Source organism: Streptomyces sp. AC1-42W, assembly GCF_003248355.1.
Classification (GTDB): Bacteria; Actinomycetota; Actinomycetes; order Streptomycetales; family Streptomycetaceae; genus Streptomyces.
In genome coordinates this window covers 2,273,764-2,288,064 of record NZ_QKWY01000002.1, presented here as the reverse complement: position 1 = coordinate 2,288,064, position 14,301 = coordinate 2,273,764, and the positions used below count along the sequence as shown (strand labels likewise).

The window sequence follows — 14,301 nt, the reverse complement described above, 5'->3', positions numbered from 1 at the left end:
CCCTGTGTCCGGCTGTCCGGCTGTCCGGCTGTCCGCGATCTAGTCGAGGTAGTCCCGAAGGACCTGCGAACGCGACGGGTGGCGCAGCTTCGACATGGTCTTGGATTCGATCTGACGGATGCGCTCACGCGTCACTCCGTAGACCTTGCCGATCTCGTCCAGCGTCTTCGGCTGGCCGTCGGTGAGGCCGAAGCGCATCGAGACCACGCCGGCCTCGCGCTCGGACAGCGTGTCCAGAACCGAGTGGAGCTGCTCCTGGAGGAGCGTGAAGCTCACGGCGTCGGCCGGGACAACGGCTTCGGAGTCCTCGATCAGGTCACCGAACTCGCTGTCCCCGTCCTCGCCCAGCGGGGTGTGGAGGGAGATCGGCTCGCGACCGTACTTCTGGACCTCGATGACCTTCTCGGGGGTCATGTCGAGCTCCTTGGCCAGCTCCTCCGGGGTGGGCTCGCGGCCCAGGTCCTGGAGCATCTGGCGCTGGACGCGCGCGAGCTTGTTGATGACCTCGACCATGTGCACCGGGATACGGATGGTGCGGGCCTGGTCGGCCATGGCGCGGGTGATCGCCTGGCGAATCCACCAGGTGGCGTACGTGGAGAACTTGTAGCCCTTGGTGTAGTCGAACTTCTCCACCGCACGGATCAGACCGAGGTTGCCCTCCTGGATCAGGTCCAGGAAGAGCATGCCGCGGCCGGTGTAACGCTTGGCCAGCGAGACCACGAGGCGGAGGTTGGCCTCCAACAGGTGGTTCTTGGCCCGGCGGCCGTCCTCGGCGATGATCTCCAGCTCGCGCTTGAGCTTAGGGGCGAGCTTGTCGGCGTTCGCCAGCTTGTCCTCGGCGAACAGGCCCGCCTCGATGCGCTTGGCGAGCTCGACCTCCTGCTCCGCGTTGAGGAGCGGGACCTTGCCGATCTGCTTCAGGTAGTCCTTGACGGGGTCGGCCGTGGCGCCGGCGACGGCGACCTGCTGCGCGGGCGCGTCGTCCTCGTCGTCGTCGGAGAGGACGAAGCCCTTGTTCTCGCCCTCGCTCTCCTCTTCCTCGCCCTTGCCGGCCTTGACCTCCTCGACGACGTCGTCGCCGTCGAGAATCTCGTCGTCCTGCTTGCCGGCCTTCTTGGCGGCCGTCTTCTTGGCAGCCGTCTTCTTCACGGCGGTCTTCTTGGCGGCCGTCTTCTTGGCTGCGGCCTTCTTCGCGGGCGCGGCCGCAGGGGCTTCCTCGGCCGCCTGGCCCGCCGACTCGGCGGACGGGGCCGCGGGCGCCGCGACAGTCCGCGTCACCGTCGTCTTGGCCGCGACGGACTTGGTGGCGGTGCGCTTGGCCGGGCTCTTCGCTGCGACGCTGCTCTTGCGGGCGCGCTTCGACGGCTCCGCGGCACTGACCATCAGCGTCACACCCTCTTCCTCGAGGATCTGGTTGAGGCTGCGCAGAACGTTCTTCCACTGGGTTGGCGGAATCTGGTCAGCCTCGAAGGCCCGACGCACGTCGTCGCCGGCGATCTGCCCATCAGCCTTTCCCCGCTCAATGAGCGCCATCACAGATTCGGACTCGGCGATCTCCGGCGGGAGCGTACGGGATGTGCTGGCCGACACGAACAACCTCTCGGAACGATGGAAACGGCTTCCGGCCCGGCCCGGTGAGGGCTGGAACCGACGACCGCCGGGCGGGGAATGCACGACGGCGCGGGCTATGCCTCAGAACTCCACAGCGCCCTGAACGACTGCTGTATTCCTTCTGCGGCGGTCACCTCTTAAGTCATCGCGCTGTTTCGAGGAGTGTTACGTCCGATCCGCGTGGCCCGAGTCACACCCCATTTGCGATGAACACGACCAAGGCGACATCTCTCCCCCGGTACCGCCGGGTCGCGCGGACCCGGCGGCCCGGTGGCGCGTACACCCTGCCCGTGCCGAGGTCAGTGCTCGCGCGGCGCCGGCACCACTCGTTCCGGCTCGTGGTGGCCCACGAGCAGTTGACGCATGGCGGCCTCGGAACCCGCCGAATCACCGGAGGCGAGCGCCTCCACGATGCGTGCGTGCAGGGCGAGCGACGTCTCGCTGGGACGGTCGCACGCGGTGGCCGGGCCACCGGAGACCTGCAGTGCGGCGGAGACGATCCCGGAAAGGTGCTCCAGCATCCGGTTGCCGGCGGCCTGGATGAGCAGGGAGTGGAACTCCGCGTCCGCGCGGGCACACGTGATCATGTCCCCCTGCCCCAGGGCGTGCCCCATGATCTCGACCATGTCACCGAGGCGCTGCTGAAGATCTTCGCGCCCATGTCCCGCGGCAAGACGGGCGGCGAGCGGCTCGATCGTCCACCGCAGGTCGCCCAGCTCACGGCGCTGGTCATCGCGCTGCGGACCGAACGCACGCCATTCGATGATGTCGGGATCGAGCAGGTTCCAGTCACTGACGGGCCGCACGCGCGTACCGACATTGGGGCGGGCGCTGACCAGCCCCTTCGCCTCCAGCACGCGCAGCGATTCCCGCACGACGGTCCTGGAAACCTCGAAACGCTGTCCGATCTCCTCCGGCACCAGGGGGCGGTCCGCACCGAGGTCACCGGAGACGATCATCTGTCCCAGCTGCTGAACGAGCTGGCCGTGGAGTCCACGGCCGCGGCTGGCCGACCCCCGGCGGCCCACCCGGCCGAGTTCGGCGTCGGAACCGTCCCAGGAGCGCGCGGCGGCACGTTCACCGGCAGGCGCCTCGGGGTAGGGGTATCGGTCGAGTTCGCCCGGACCGGCGAGGCCGGAATCGGCGGAGCGGGCGGTGGTCATCATGGTGTGCGCAAGGGTACTCACGCATCCTTTGTCGGCGGGTCCCAGCCGCCCCTTGAGGTCTTTGCTGAAAAGCACACGAAAGGGTGATCGCCATCACCCCCTCAATTGACGCCTTACTGGTATAAACCGGACGACCCGGTGGGGCTGGGATCGCCCTACGCCCCCGCTGCGCCCCGAAGTCACCAACGCACCCTTCCCCGCAGGCTGGTGAAGAGAAACGCGCAGATGAGACCGGCCAGCGACAGGGCCAGCGCGGCGCCGACGGGTTGCGTCACGATCCGGACCGCGGCCAGCAGCCATCTGTCCACCTCGCCGGGCCACCGCGGCCAGGCAAGCTCCCGCAGCCGCCCCGGAAACCCGGTGATCGAACGAGCGGTCGACGCCTTCGGAAGGTGCTCGATGATCGGCACCAGCACTACCGGTACGGCGAGCACGGCGGCGATGCCCGCGGCCGTCACCCTGAAAACGCCCGCGCCCAGCAGTCCGGCCCAGGCGCAGCCGACGGTCAGCCCGACCCAGCTCGCCGCAAGGGACGCCAGGTTCGCGGGGGCGTGGAGTACGTCTCCCCCGTACACAAGGCGCAGGGTTTCCGCGGAGGTCAGTACGACGAGCAGCCCCAGCAGAAGGGCGACGCCTCCGGTCACCGCCAGCTTGGCGGTGAGCAGGCCGAGTCTGCGGGGCACTGTTCCACGGCCGGCGGCGAGCGCCGGGTAGCGGAACTCGTCGCCGAAGGAGAGTGCTCCCAGCGGCCCGGCCCCGAGGGCGGCGGGTGGCAGCGGCAGCAGTGAGGGCCAGGCCGCGATCACACGTGCCGCCGGGGTACTGCCGTCACGGGCCAGCAGTACGGACAGGCCAACGGACGCGACCAGGGCGACGGCCATGATCACGGTCGCGGTCCGCACGCCGAACAGGCGACGCAGTTCGTAGCGCACCGGACGCAGCGGACCTCGCGCCGGCCGCCGTCTGATGGGCGGCGCCGGTTCGTCGCGCACGACGGGCCGGGGCGACCGCGCGGCAGCGTCGGTGGGGCACGCCGAGGCGCCCGGGGTCTCGGCTGCGGCCGTAGGGCCCGTGTCGGCCACCTCATCGGCGAGCTGGTGGACGGGAAGCCCGTGCCTGAACGCCACGTCGCCGATTTCCGCGCAACTGCTGCCGTACACGGACAGCCGGTGCCCGGCACCTTCGACGACGACTTCGACGCCCCGCCTGGCAACTCGCGCTTCCCTGCCGACGAGGGCGGCGAGGCGGGTGGCGTGCGGGGAGCGAACGGTTACGCGGGGTCGCAGGCGGGTACGGGAAAAGGTCGCGCCGTCCTGATCGGCGATCAGGCGTCCTTCGTCGATGGTGACCACATGCCCGGCCGTGCGTGCGGCCTCCCGCGGATCGCTGGTGCTGAACAGGACGGTTCCGCCCCGGTCGGCGTGGGAACGCAGCAACCGGTGCAGCCAGTTGGCGTCGCCGGGTCCCAGCCCCTGCGCCGGGTCGTCCAGGAGCAGTGTGTGGGGGTCACCGAGAAGGGCGCAGGCAACCGCCAGGCGGCGGTCCATGCCGAAGGAGAGCGCGCCGATGCGATGGTCCGCCAGACCGGCCAGACCCACCGCGTCGAGGAGCTCGTCCGCCCTCGACGCGGGCACGTCCGCCACGGCGCAGAGCATGCGCAGCTGGCCTCGAACGGTGCGCGCCGGATGTCCCGGAACGTCGCCGAGCACCGCCCCCACCTCACCGGCCGGCCGCGGCACCCGGTGCAGCGGCCTCCCCCGGAAGTAGGTGATGCCCCGGCCCGGCTCCAGTTCGAGCATCAACCGCAGGGCCGTGGTCTTGCCCGAGCCCGGCGCGCCCAGCAGAGCGGTGACGCAGCCCGGCTCCGCGTCGAAGGTGAGGTCGTGGACGGCGGGGGCTTTCGCGCGGGAGCGGTTGCTGGTGAGTCCGATGGCCTGGAGCATCGCTTCTCTCGCAGGAATGGGGACGGCGAGGACGGAGCCGCCCGGCGGCGAGTGAGTACCGCAGCACGATAACCCGATATATAGGACTTTTTGCGCAAGGCGGGACACGCCGTGTTCGCGACGCCTCGGACCTGAGCAGGCGCTAGACCTCGGGCCTCAGCATCGGCGGGTTGAGTACCGTCGCCGTCCCTGACCGGAACAGTTGCGCGGGGCGTCCCCCCTGCCGCGTCGTCGTCCCGCCGGTGGGCACCAGGAAGCCCGGAGTGCCCGTCACCTTGCGGTGGAAGTTCCTCGGGTCGAGCACCACACCCCACACCGCCTCGTACACCCTGCGCAGCTCGCCGACCGTGAAAGCGGGCGGGCAGAAGGCCGTGGCCAGCGAGGAGTACTCGATCTTGGATCGCGCCCGTTCCACTCCGTCGGCAAGGATTCTGGCGTGATCGAAGGCCAGCGGCGCCTGGTGTTCACCGTCCGGGGCGCAGCCGCCCTCCGGGCCCAGCAGGTCCTCGACAGGCGCCCATCGCGCGCTGTTCGCGTCGCCACCGGCCCGAGGGGCCGGCAGATCGGGGGCCAGCGCGAGATGGGCGACGCTGACGACCCGCATCCTCGGATCGCGTGCCGGGTCCCCGTACGTGGCGAGCTGCTCCAGGTGCGCACCGTTGCCGACGGCCGGGGCGGCCGGGTCCTGTGCGCACAGGCCGGTCTCCTCGACGAGCTCCCTCGCCGCCGCGGCCCCGAGGTCCTCGTCGGCTTTGACGAAGCCACCGGGTAGTGCCCACCTTCCCTGGAAGGGGGGTTCACCCCGGCGGACCACCAGGGCGCACAGGGCGTGCCGTCGTACCGTGAGCACGACCAGGTCGACGGTGACGGCGAACGGTGGAAAGGTCGACGGGTCGTAGGGCGGCATGCCGTGATCATAGTCGTCTGCCTGACGATAAACACTCCCTTCCCAGTGACTCTTCGCGAGGCTCCGTGCCCGACGCCGCCGCCCGCGCGCCCGGCGTCGACCCAAGAGCAGTCCCGTGTGTGCGGCGCCGGAAGCCGACCCCCCGCAGCCGGCGCCGCACACGACTCAGCGACCGGTCCTGGTCCCCCGACGTCCCTGCGCTCCGGGGCGGGTGGTCCGGCGCTTCCCCGCAGCACCGTGACCGGGCCTGGTCGAGCAGGGACGCGTCCGGCCCCGCCCGGCGGGCCGTACACGTGCGGAACGGGCCCCCGCGACCCGTTCCGCACTCCGGCCGTGCCTGGCAGTCCGTGTGCTGCGTTCACCGCGCAGGCAGCGCCTCAGCGTTTCCGGGTCGAGGCCCTGGTTGCACGCCTCGTGCAGCAGTTGGGCGAAGGTGTAATGCGGATCGATGCGCAGGGCGAGCGCCAGCGCGACGCGCGCGGCCGGTTCGTCGCCGGTCGACCACGCGACCCATCCGGCCAGGGTGAGGGGGGCCGCGGCATGCTCCTCGTACGGGCCGACGCAGCGGCGGGCGAGCGCGCGCCATAGCCGCAGGGCCGCATGTGCCTTCGGCCCTTCCATCCACTCGGCGGCCCGGTCGCGGGTCTCCCTGTCCTGGAGGCCCAGAATGACCGAGGCGGCTTCCTCGTCGCTGATCAGCCGGTCATCATTGATGTCCGCCAGCGATGGCCCCGCTACGGGCGCGCGCCCCAGGCGGTCCACGAGCCGGCCGGCGAGCTCGAGGGTGGCGTCGCCGACCTCCTTGCGGCGTTCCTGGTCGAAGAGCAGCGGCACCATCGCACTGCCCGCCGAGTCGAGTGCGCTCAGCTGGGCGTCGTTCGATTTGCGCGCGGCCGGTGTGAGCCTCGCTTCCATCTCACGCAGCGAGCCGCGCACCTGGATGCCCGCGTACGTGGCTGCCGCCGCCATGACGGAAGTGCCGGGCATCGCCAGGGGATTGCCCTCGGCCGGGCAGCAGCGGGAGTCCGGACACACATAGGACCAGTAGCGGTTGTCCGAGATGCAGAGCGCTTCGAGGACGGGCACGTCGAGCGCACCGCATGCGGTGCGCAGTCGCTGGGCGAACGGGCGCAGGCGTTCCATCGCCTGGTTGCCCGTCTCACCGTCCGCCGGGTCCTGGCAGAGGTAGACGACGACGGCGTCGGGCCGCGGGCCGCGCCGCTCGCTGCCCTTGATCAGGCACTCGGCGAGTTGCTCCGCCACTGCCGGCCACTCGCTCTCGGACTGCGGAATCCCGAGCCTGAGCCGCCCTCCGAACCGGCCGCGACCGCCGTGCAGGGCGACCATGACCACGCTGTCGTTCGGGTGGAAGCCCATGAGGTACGGAAGAGCGTCGGCCAGATCGGCAGGGCCTCGCAGGGTGATCTGCTGTTCTTCGGAAGGACCAGTGGGTTCGGGCTGCTTGTTCATGGCACGACCGTCTCGCAGAGCGCACACTTCCGCTACCCCCTGTGGATAAGTTATCCACAGGGGGTAATCGACTGTTCGCGGTTCTCCGAACCATCGGGTTGCATGGGGGCATGACCCACGCAGACCGCGCAGCGCTCAGGGCTTCGGCCGACTCCGTACTGGCCCGACTAGTCGGGGACGCCTCCGGCAGCGCCCGGCTGCGTGAGGACCAGTGGCGGGCCATCGAGGCGCTCGTCGCGGACGGGCGTCGAGCCCTGGTCGTCCAGCGCACCGGCTGGGGAAAATCCGCGGTGTACTTCGTCGCGACGGCCCTGCTGCGGGCCCGGGGCGGTGGCCCGACCGTCATCGTCTCGCCGTTGCTGGCGCTGATGCGCAACCAGGTCGCGGCGGCGGCGCGGGCGGGGATCAGCGCGCGCACGATCAACTCGTCGAACACCGAGGAGTGGGAGACCATCCAGGCCGAGGTGGCCGCGGGCGAGGTCGATGTGCTGCTGGTCAGCCCCGAGCGGCTGAACCATCCCGACTTCCGTGACCAGGTGCTGCCGCGGCTCTGCGCCGCCACCGGACTGCTCGTCGTCGACGAGGCCCACTGCATCTCCGACTGGGGCCACGACTTCCGGCCCGACTACCGGCGGCTGCGGACGATGCTGGCCGAACTGCCCGCCGGGGTCCCGGTGCTCGCGACCACCGCGACGGCGAACGCACGGGTCACCGCCGATGTGGCGGAGCAGCTGGACACCGGTGACGGCACGGACGCGCTCGTGCTGCGGGGCCCGCTGGACCGCGAGAGCCTGAGTCTGGGCGTGCTGCGGCTGCCCAACGCGGCGCACCGGCTGGCGTGGCTCGGGGACCACCTCAAGGAGTTGCCCGGCTCCGGGATCGTCTACACGCTCACGGTCGCGGCGGCGGAGGAGGTCACCACCTACCTCCGTCAGTGCGGACACACCGTCGCTTCCTACACGGGCCGCACGGAGAACGCGGAACGGCAGCAGGCCGAGGACGATCTGCTGGCCAACCGGGTCAAGGCGCTGGTGGCCACCTCCGCGCTGGGTATGGGATTCGACAAGCCGGACCTCGGCTTCGTGGTGCACTTCGGATCGCCCTCCTCCCCCATCGCCTACTACCAGCAGGTGGGCCGTGCCGGACGCGGTGTGGAGCATGCCGAGGTGCTGCTCCTGCCGGGCAGGGAGGACGAGGCCATCTGGCAGTACTTCGCTTCGGTCGCCTTCCCGCCGGAGGAGCAGGTGCGGCGCACCATCGACGCCTTGGCGCGGGCCGAACGCCCGCTCTCGCTCCCGGCGCTGGAGCCCCTGGTCGACCTGCGGCGCGCCCGGCTGGAGACCATGCTCAAGGTGCTCGACGTCGACGGGGCCGTGCGGCGGGTGAAGGGCGGCTGGACGGCGACGGGGGCGCCCTGGTTCTACGACGCCGAGCGCTATGCCCGGGTGGCCCGCCAGCGGGCGGCCGAACAACAGGCGATGCGCGACTACGCCACGACGGACGGCTGCCGGATGGAGTTCCTGCGCCGTCAGCTGGACGACGAGGAGGCGACCGCCTGCGGGCGCTGCGACAACTGTGCCGGCGCACGGTTCGGCGAGGGTGTGTCCGCGGCCGCTCTGGACGCTGCCAAGGGGGAACTCGGCAGGCCCGGCGTGGAGGTCGAGCCGCGCAGAATGTGGCCGACCGGTCTGGCTTCGGTCGGTGTGAACCTCAAGGGAAAGATCCCTGCGACCGAGCTCTGCGGGACGGGCCGGGCACTCGGTCGGCTCTCGGACATAGGGTGGGGCAACAGACTGCGTCCGATACTCGGGGCCCAGGCCCCCGACGGGCCGGTGCCGGACGACGTGGCCAAAGCGGTGGTGACCGTACTGGCCGACTGGGCCAGGGGTCCGGGCGGCTGGGCGGCGGGGGTCGCCGATGCGGCGCCCCGGCCGGTCGGGGTCGTCACCGTCACCTCGAGCCGTAGGCCTCAGCTGGTCGAATCCCTCGGCGGACGCATCGCGGAGGTGGGGCGCATGCCCTTGCTCGGACGGGTGGACCTGGCGCTGGGCGCCGATGAGGTCCCGATGTCGCAGACCAACAGCGCCCAGCGGGTCCGGGCCCTGCACGAGCGGCTGGTCGTAGGGCCCGAGTTGGCGGAGGCCCTGACCGCCGCCGAAGGGCCTGTCCTGCTCGTGGACGATCTCTCCGACACCGGATGGACACTCGCCGTGGCGGCGCGGTTGCTGCGGCGGGCAGGAGCGGAGGCGGTGTTTCCGCTGGTCCTCGCCGTTCAGGCGTGACGGGGGGCATCGGCCGGGGCCCGATTGGGCAGGGATATCCCTGTCATACCGGTTGATTACCGTCAGCCTCGTCAATTGCTCGTTGCCGCCTGCCGATACGCCAGGAAGAATTGGACTCGCTCCCCGCACGGTCCTTTCGCGGGCCCGAAAGGGCTGTGCCGCGGCGCGCCCTCACCCGACCCTGCCCGCATCGTGGGCGCGTATGCGAAGGGAGGACCGTGACCTTCGGATTCGCTTCGTCCGCAGCCACTTCGATGTCAGCAACCGCCGACTCCGCCAACCGACTTGCCCGGATGCTCGAACCGGCCGAGTGGGCAGCGGCCGGCATACCCCTGCTGCGCAGCCCGCGTGAGGTGGTCAGCGGACTGCACGCCAGACACCGGCCGACCCCGGCCACCGCTGTGGTCGCCGTCCTCGATCACGAGGAACGCCTGACGGCGAGTGCTTCGTTCGCCCGCCGGTCGGTGACGGCGGACGGCTGGGAGTTCCGGAACTCGCTGCTGGCGCACCTGCGCCGGGTCATCCCGCACGATCTGCGCCGCCGTACGCCTGTCCGCACCGCGGTCCTGCTCTACTGCCGCGAGGGGGACGAGCGCTGGACGGAGGAGGACGGTGCCTGGATGTGGGGTCTGCGTGACGCCTGCACCCTGCACGGCCTGCGCTGCGGCGCGTACATCACGCTGACCCGCGGCGGGTGGCAAGTGCTGGGCGAAGGCCGGGGCGGTCGCCGCCCGAACTCCGCGTCGCGGCCCTCAGCCCTCGCCGACGCCGCGCTGGACCTGGACCAGCTGCCGTCCCGCACCGGCGGCGGGGCTGCCCAGGCACTGCACCGTTCCGCCGCTCGCTGAACACGCTTCGGGCCCGGCCGCCCTTGTGGGGCAGCCGGGCCATCGAAGACGCCGGGGCTTCATGAGCCGAAGGGCGCGGTCGCCCGGAGGCGGCGTGCGCTTCGGCTCAGACGCCCGCGCCGATCGCAGCGTTGATCGTCTGCGGGTCGCCGCAGACGATCAGCAGCGCACCGGCGGACTCGCGGGCCTTGGCCAGTGCCCGCGCCGCCACGTCATCGGCCGGGCCGTTGACCGCGACGATCACCACGGGACGGGGCTTGACCCGGTCCGCGGCCGCGACCGCGGCGAAGAAGACGTCGTCGCCCGCCTCGTGGTGGGCCCAGTAGGCGGCGTCGCCGAAGGACAGCTCGTGGGTCGCCCACGGGTGCTGGCCTTCCGTGGTCAGGACCAGGATGTCGCCGGGCGCGCGGCCCGAGTCGAGCAGCAGGTCCACCGCTTCGTCGGCGGCGTCGAGGGCGCCGTCCGCGGATGCGGGGATGACCTGGAGCTGCGGCGCGGAACGATTCTCCGGCTGCGCCGCCTGGGGTTGGCCGGAAGTGGAATGCCGGCGCTGCGCCGGGGGCGCAGGCCGCGGGCCGGGCACCGGACGACCGGGGCGCGGCGTGGCCGCTGAACGCGGACCGGGTACGGGACGAGGGGTCGACGCGGCGCGGCCGGTGGCCGGGGTGGCGCGGGGACCCTGGGCGCTCTCGTGAATCTGAGGCTCCTCGGGGATGAGAGGCATGGGTGGTTGTCTATCAAACGCCGACGCCTCCGGCGTCGGCGGGTGGGCACATCTGCGCGATCAGAAATCGAAGCCGAGCTGGCCCCCGCTTTCCAGTGCGGCCGCCTCTGCGGAGAAACGGACCTTCTTCAGGTGCTGCCACCGGGGCAACGCGTCGAGGTAGGACCACGACAGACGGTGGTGAGCCGTGGGGCCGCGCTCTTCCAGGGCTGCCCTGTGCACGGGGGACGGATAGCCGGCGTTGGCATCGAACGCGAAGTGCGTGTACTCGCTGTTCCGCGAGCCCAGTTCGGCCATCAGGGCGTCCCTGCGCACCTTCGCGATCACCGATGCCGCGGCCACGGCGATGCATGACTGGTCGCCCTTGATGACGGTGCGGACCTGCCAAGGACTGCCGAGGTAGTCGTGCTTGCCGTCAAGGATCACCGCGTCCGGACGGACCGGGAGCGCTTCCAGAGCGCGCACGGCGGCGAGCCGGAGTGCCGCGGTCATGCCCAGTGCGTCGATCTCCTGGGGGGAGGCGTCGCCGAGGCCGTATGCGGTGACCCAGCGCTCCAGCACCGGAGCGAGTTCCGCCCGGCGCTTGGGGCTGATCAGCTTGGAGTCGGTGAGTCCGGCGGGCGGCTTGCGAAGACCGGTGATCGCGGCGCACACGGTGACCGGTCCCGCCCACGCTCCGCGTCCGACCTCGTCCACACCGGCGATGATCTTGGCACCGGTAGTGGCGCGCATCGAGCGCTCGACGGTGTGCGTGGGTGGTTCGTACGGCATGGCGTCTGCCAGAGTACGCCGAAGGGGACGCCGGGAACACCCCAGGGGGTGTTCCTGGGACGCACGGATCGGCGGCCGCCGGGCGGGCGGGCGGCCCTTCCGCTCGCGGGACGGAGTCCCGGCGGGCCGTCAGCGGGAGGCGGACCGGAAGAACGGCACCGCGACCTGATCGATCAGCGCCTCGATCTCCGTGTCGTCCCACTCGCTGCCGCACACCTTGGTGCGATACATCATCATCGCGGGGATCACGTCGAAGGCGAGTTCCCGCAGGGCGTCGGGGCGGACCTCGCCGCGATCGACGCCCCGGCTCACCACTTCTCTGATGAGCGCGGTCGACGGCCGGATCACACCGTCGAGGATCACCGAGTGAAAGCGTTCCGCCGTACTCGCGTCGCACTCGTGAAGCACCGAGCGCAGGGCCGAGCCGGAGGTGGACCACATCGCGTCGCGCATACCCCGGCACAGCTGCTGGAGATCGTCACGGATGTTGCCCGAGTCCGGGGCCCGGCCGGGCGCCGGCATGGCGCTGCGCAGCGCCTCGGCGACCAGTTCCTCCTTGGAGGACCACCGCCGGTAGATCGCGGCCTTGCCCGTCTGGGCACCGGCTGCGACACCTTCCATGGTCAGGCCGTTCCAGCCGACCTTACTCAGCGCTTCCAGCGTCGCTTCGAGGATCGCGCTTTCCAGCACGGACCCCCGTCGGCGCAGGGACGCCACCGGCTGCCGAGCGGTGGCGGCCGATCGCGAAGTGACCATGAGCTTCTCTCCATCGAACAGGTGTGGTTCGCCTCCGCGAACCTTCCGAGTGGGGGCCGGAAGGCACGAAGGCCGGGGAAAAACGGCGCGGGACCGAGCAGCTCCCGACCGGAGTCGACGGCTCCGAATCTCGCGGCAACGAAGATCCAGTGAACGCTTGCGTTCACTGGAGGGGACTCAGTAACGTTGACGTGACAGTGAACGAAGCCGTTCACTAATTCTCTTGTGGGGGACCTCCAGTGACAACCTCTCAGTTAGCCGCACGAAGCGCGCCGGGTGCGGCACGCCGGCAGGGCCGCCCAGGGATCGCCCTGGCCGTCATCGCCGCCTGTCAGTTGATGGTTGTGCTGGACTCCACAATCGTCAACATCGCCCTCCCGCACATCCAGGAAGCCCTGCGCTTCTCGACCACGGATCTGTCGTGGGTCCTCAGCGCCTACACGCTGACCTTCGGCGGCCTGCTGCTGCTCGGCGGCCGGGCCGGTGACATCCTGGGCCGCCGCCGGGTCTTCATGGCCGGCATCATCGTCTTCACGCTCGCCTCGCTTCTGGGTGGATTCGCCCAGGAGCCCTGGCAGTTGCTGGCGGCGCGCGCGCTCCAGGGCATAGGCGGCGCCATCGCCTCGCCCACCGCGCTCGCACTGATCACCACGACATTCCCGGAAGGTCCCGAGCGCAACCGCGCGTTCGGTGTCTTCGCCGCGGTCTCCGCAGGCGGCGGCGCCATCGGGCTGCTGGCGGGCGGAATGCTCACGGAGTGGCTGGACTGGCGTTGGGTCTTCTTCGTCAACGTGCCGATCGGCGTGCTGATCGCGGTCCTTACCCCGATGTACATCAACGAGTCCGACCGGCACTCCGGGCGTTTCGACATATCGGGGGCCCTGACCTCGACCCTCGGTATGGCGTCGCTGGTGTACGGGTTCATCCGGGCCTCCGAGGAAGGGTGGCGCGATTCGCTGACGCTCGCCTCGTTCGGTGCCGCTGTCCTTCTGCTCGCCGCCTTCGTGCTCGTCGAGATGAGGGCCAAGGAGCCGATCACACCCCTGCGGATGTTCGCCGACCGGAACCGCTCGGGCACGTACGTGATCATGCTCAGCCTGGCCGCCGCCATGTTCGGCATGTTCTTCTTCATCGTGCTGTTCGTGCAGAACGTCCTGGGCTACAGCCCCATCGAATCCGGCCTGGCCTTCCTGCCGGTAACTGTCGCGATCATCATCGGAGCGGGGCTCTCCCAGCGGTTCCTGCCGGTCCTGGGGCCGAAGCCGTTCATGATCACCGGTTCGGCGCTCGCCGGAGCGGGGCTGTTCTGGCTGACGTTCATCACTCCCGGCAGTTCCTACGTGGCCGGGGTGCTGGGCCCGATACTGGTGTTCAGCTTCGGCATGGGGCTGAACTTCGTGACACTCACACTGACCGCGGTCTCCGGAGTCGCGCAGCACGAAGCGGGTGCGGCCTCCAGTCTGCTCAACGCGAGTCAGCAGGTGGGCGGTTCGCTGGGGCTGTCGATCCTGGTCACGGTGTTCGGTACCGCCAGCCGCAATGAAGCCGAGAAGCAGGTGCCGCAGTTCCTGGCACATGCGACATCCGAGCAGCAGGCCCAGTTCGCCAAGACCCACGAACTGCCCGGCCAGTGGGGCCATGCGGTGCTCACCCAGGGCATATCCACCGCGTTCCTCGCGGCGGTGGCCATGGCCGCTCTCGCGCTGCTGACCGCCGTTGTGATCATCCGCGTCCGCAAGAGCGACCTGGACGCGCTGAGCGGCAAGGCGGCCGCTGGAGGACCTGCGGCATAGCCGTAAAGCCGGTGCGCGGGCGTGACGCCG

11 protein-coding genes are annotated in these 14,301 nt (G+C 70.5%); 3 read left to right on the top strand and 8 right to left on the bottom strand.

The genetic code is table 11. From position 1 onward, the window contains the following. Positions 1-39: 39 nt before the first annotated feature. From DNK56_RS28295 to DNK56_RS28275, 5 genes are all read right to left on the bottom strand, one after another. Positions 40-1,590, bottom strand: a complete 1,551-nt coding sequence (locus tag DNK56_RS28295; protein ID WP_111339650.1) for an RNA polymerase sigma factor — start codon at positions 1,588-1,590, stop codon at positions 40-42. A 320-nt stretch (positions 1,591-1,910) separates the two neighbouring features. Then, entirely contained in the window at positions 1,911-2,777 is an 867-nt protein-coding gene (locus DNK56_RS28290; RefSeq protein ID WP_158558502.1) for a FadR/GntR family transcriptional regulator, read from the bottom strand. Positions 2,778-2,956: 179 nt separating this feature from the next. Then, the gene (locus DNK56_RS28285; RefSeq protein ID WP_111338610.1) at positions 2,957-4,720 is read right to left on the bottom strand and encodes an ATP-binding cassette domain-containing protein; all 1,764 of its coding nucleotides are present in this window, start codon (positions 4,718-4,720) and stop codon (positions 2,957-2,959) included. Positions 4,721-4,862: 142 nt separating this feature from the next. Further along, positions 4,863-5,627, bottom strand: coding sequence for an NUDIX hydrolase (locus DNK56_RS28280; RefSeq protein WP_111338609.1), 765 nt, complete (start codon positions 5,625-5,627; stop codon positions 4,863-4,865). 165 nt (positions 5,628-5,792) lie between these two features. Further along, positions 5,793-7,097: a DUF4192 domain-containing protein gene (locus DNK56_RS28275; protein ID WP_111338608.1), complete on the bottom strand. Its 1,305-nt coding sequence runs from the start codon at positions 7,095-7,097 to the stop codon at positions 5,793-5,795. Between the two features lie 110 nt (positions 7,098-7,207). Between DNK56_RS28275 and DNK56_RS28270 the strand changes: the two genes are divergently transcribed. Continuing rightward, positions 7,208-9,379: a RecQ family ATP-dependent DNA helicase gene (locus DNK56_RS28270; RefSeq protein WP_111338607.1), complete on the top strand. Its 2,172-nt coding sequence runs from the start codon at positions 7,208-7,210 to the stop codon at positions 9,377-9,379. Positions 9,380-9,597: 218 nt separating this feature from the next. After that, positions 9,598-10,227 carry a hypothetical protein gene (locus tag DNK56_RS28265; RefSeq protein ID WP_111338606.1) on the top strand — a complete coding sequence of 210 codons (630 nt, stop codon included), beginning with the start codon at positions 9,598-9,600 and terminating at the stop codon, positions 10,225-10,227. Positions 10,228-10,333: 106 nt separating this feature from the next. On the opposite strand, the gene DNK56_RS28260 is transcribed toward DNK56_RS28265, so the two are convergent. The 3 genes from DNK56_RS28260 to DNK56_RS28250 all read right to left on the bottom strand — a co-directional run bounded on the left by DNK56_RS28260 (position 10,334) and on the right by DNK56_RS28250 (position 12,478). Then, a complete protein-coding gene (locus tag DNK56_RS28260) occupies positions 10,334-10,951 on the bottom strand; it encodes a hypothetical protein (protein WP_199563600.1) in 618 nt (205 codons plus the stop codon). Positions 10,952-11,011: 60 nt separating this feature from the next. Then, on the bottom strand, positions 11,012-11,722 hold the full coding sequence (locus tag DNK56_RS28255) for a ribonuclease HII (protein WP_111338604.1): 711 nt from the start codon (positions 11,720-11,722) through the stop codon (positions 11,012-11,014). Positions 11,723-11,851: 129 nt separating this feature from the next. Next, a complete protein-coding gene (locus DNK56_RS28250) occupies positions 11,852-12,478 on the bottom strand; it encodes a TetR/AcrR family transcriptional regulator (RefSeq protein WP_111338603.1) in 627 nt (208 codons plus the stop codon). A gap of 239 nt (positions 12,479-12,717) precedes the next feature. On the opposite strand from DNK56_RS28250, the gene DNK56_RS28245 reads away from it, so the two are divergent. Beyond that, on the top strand, positions 12,718-14,271 hold the full coding sequence (locus DNK56_RS28245; RefSeq protein ID WP_111338602.1) for an MFS transporter: 1,554 nt from the start codon (positions 12,718-12,720) through the stop codon (positions 14,269-14,271). Positions 14,272-14,301 lie beyond the last annotated feature (30 nt).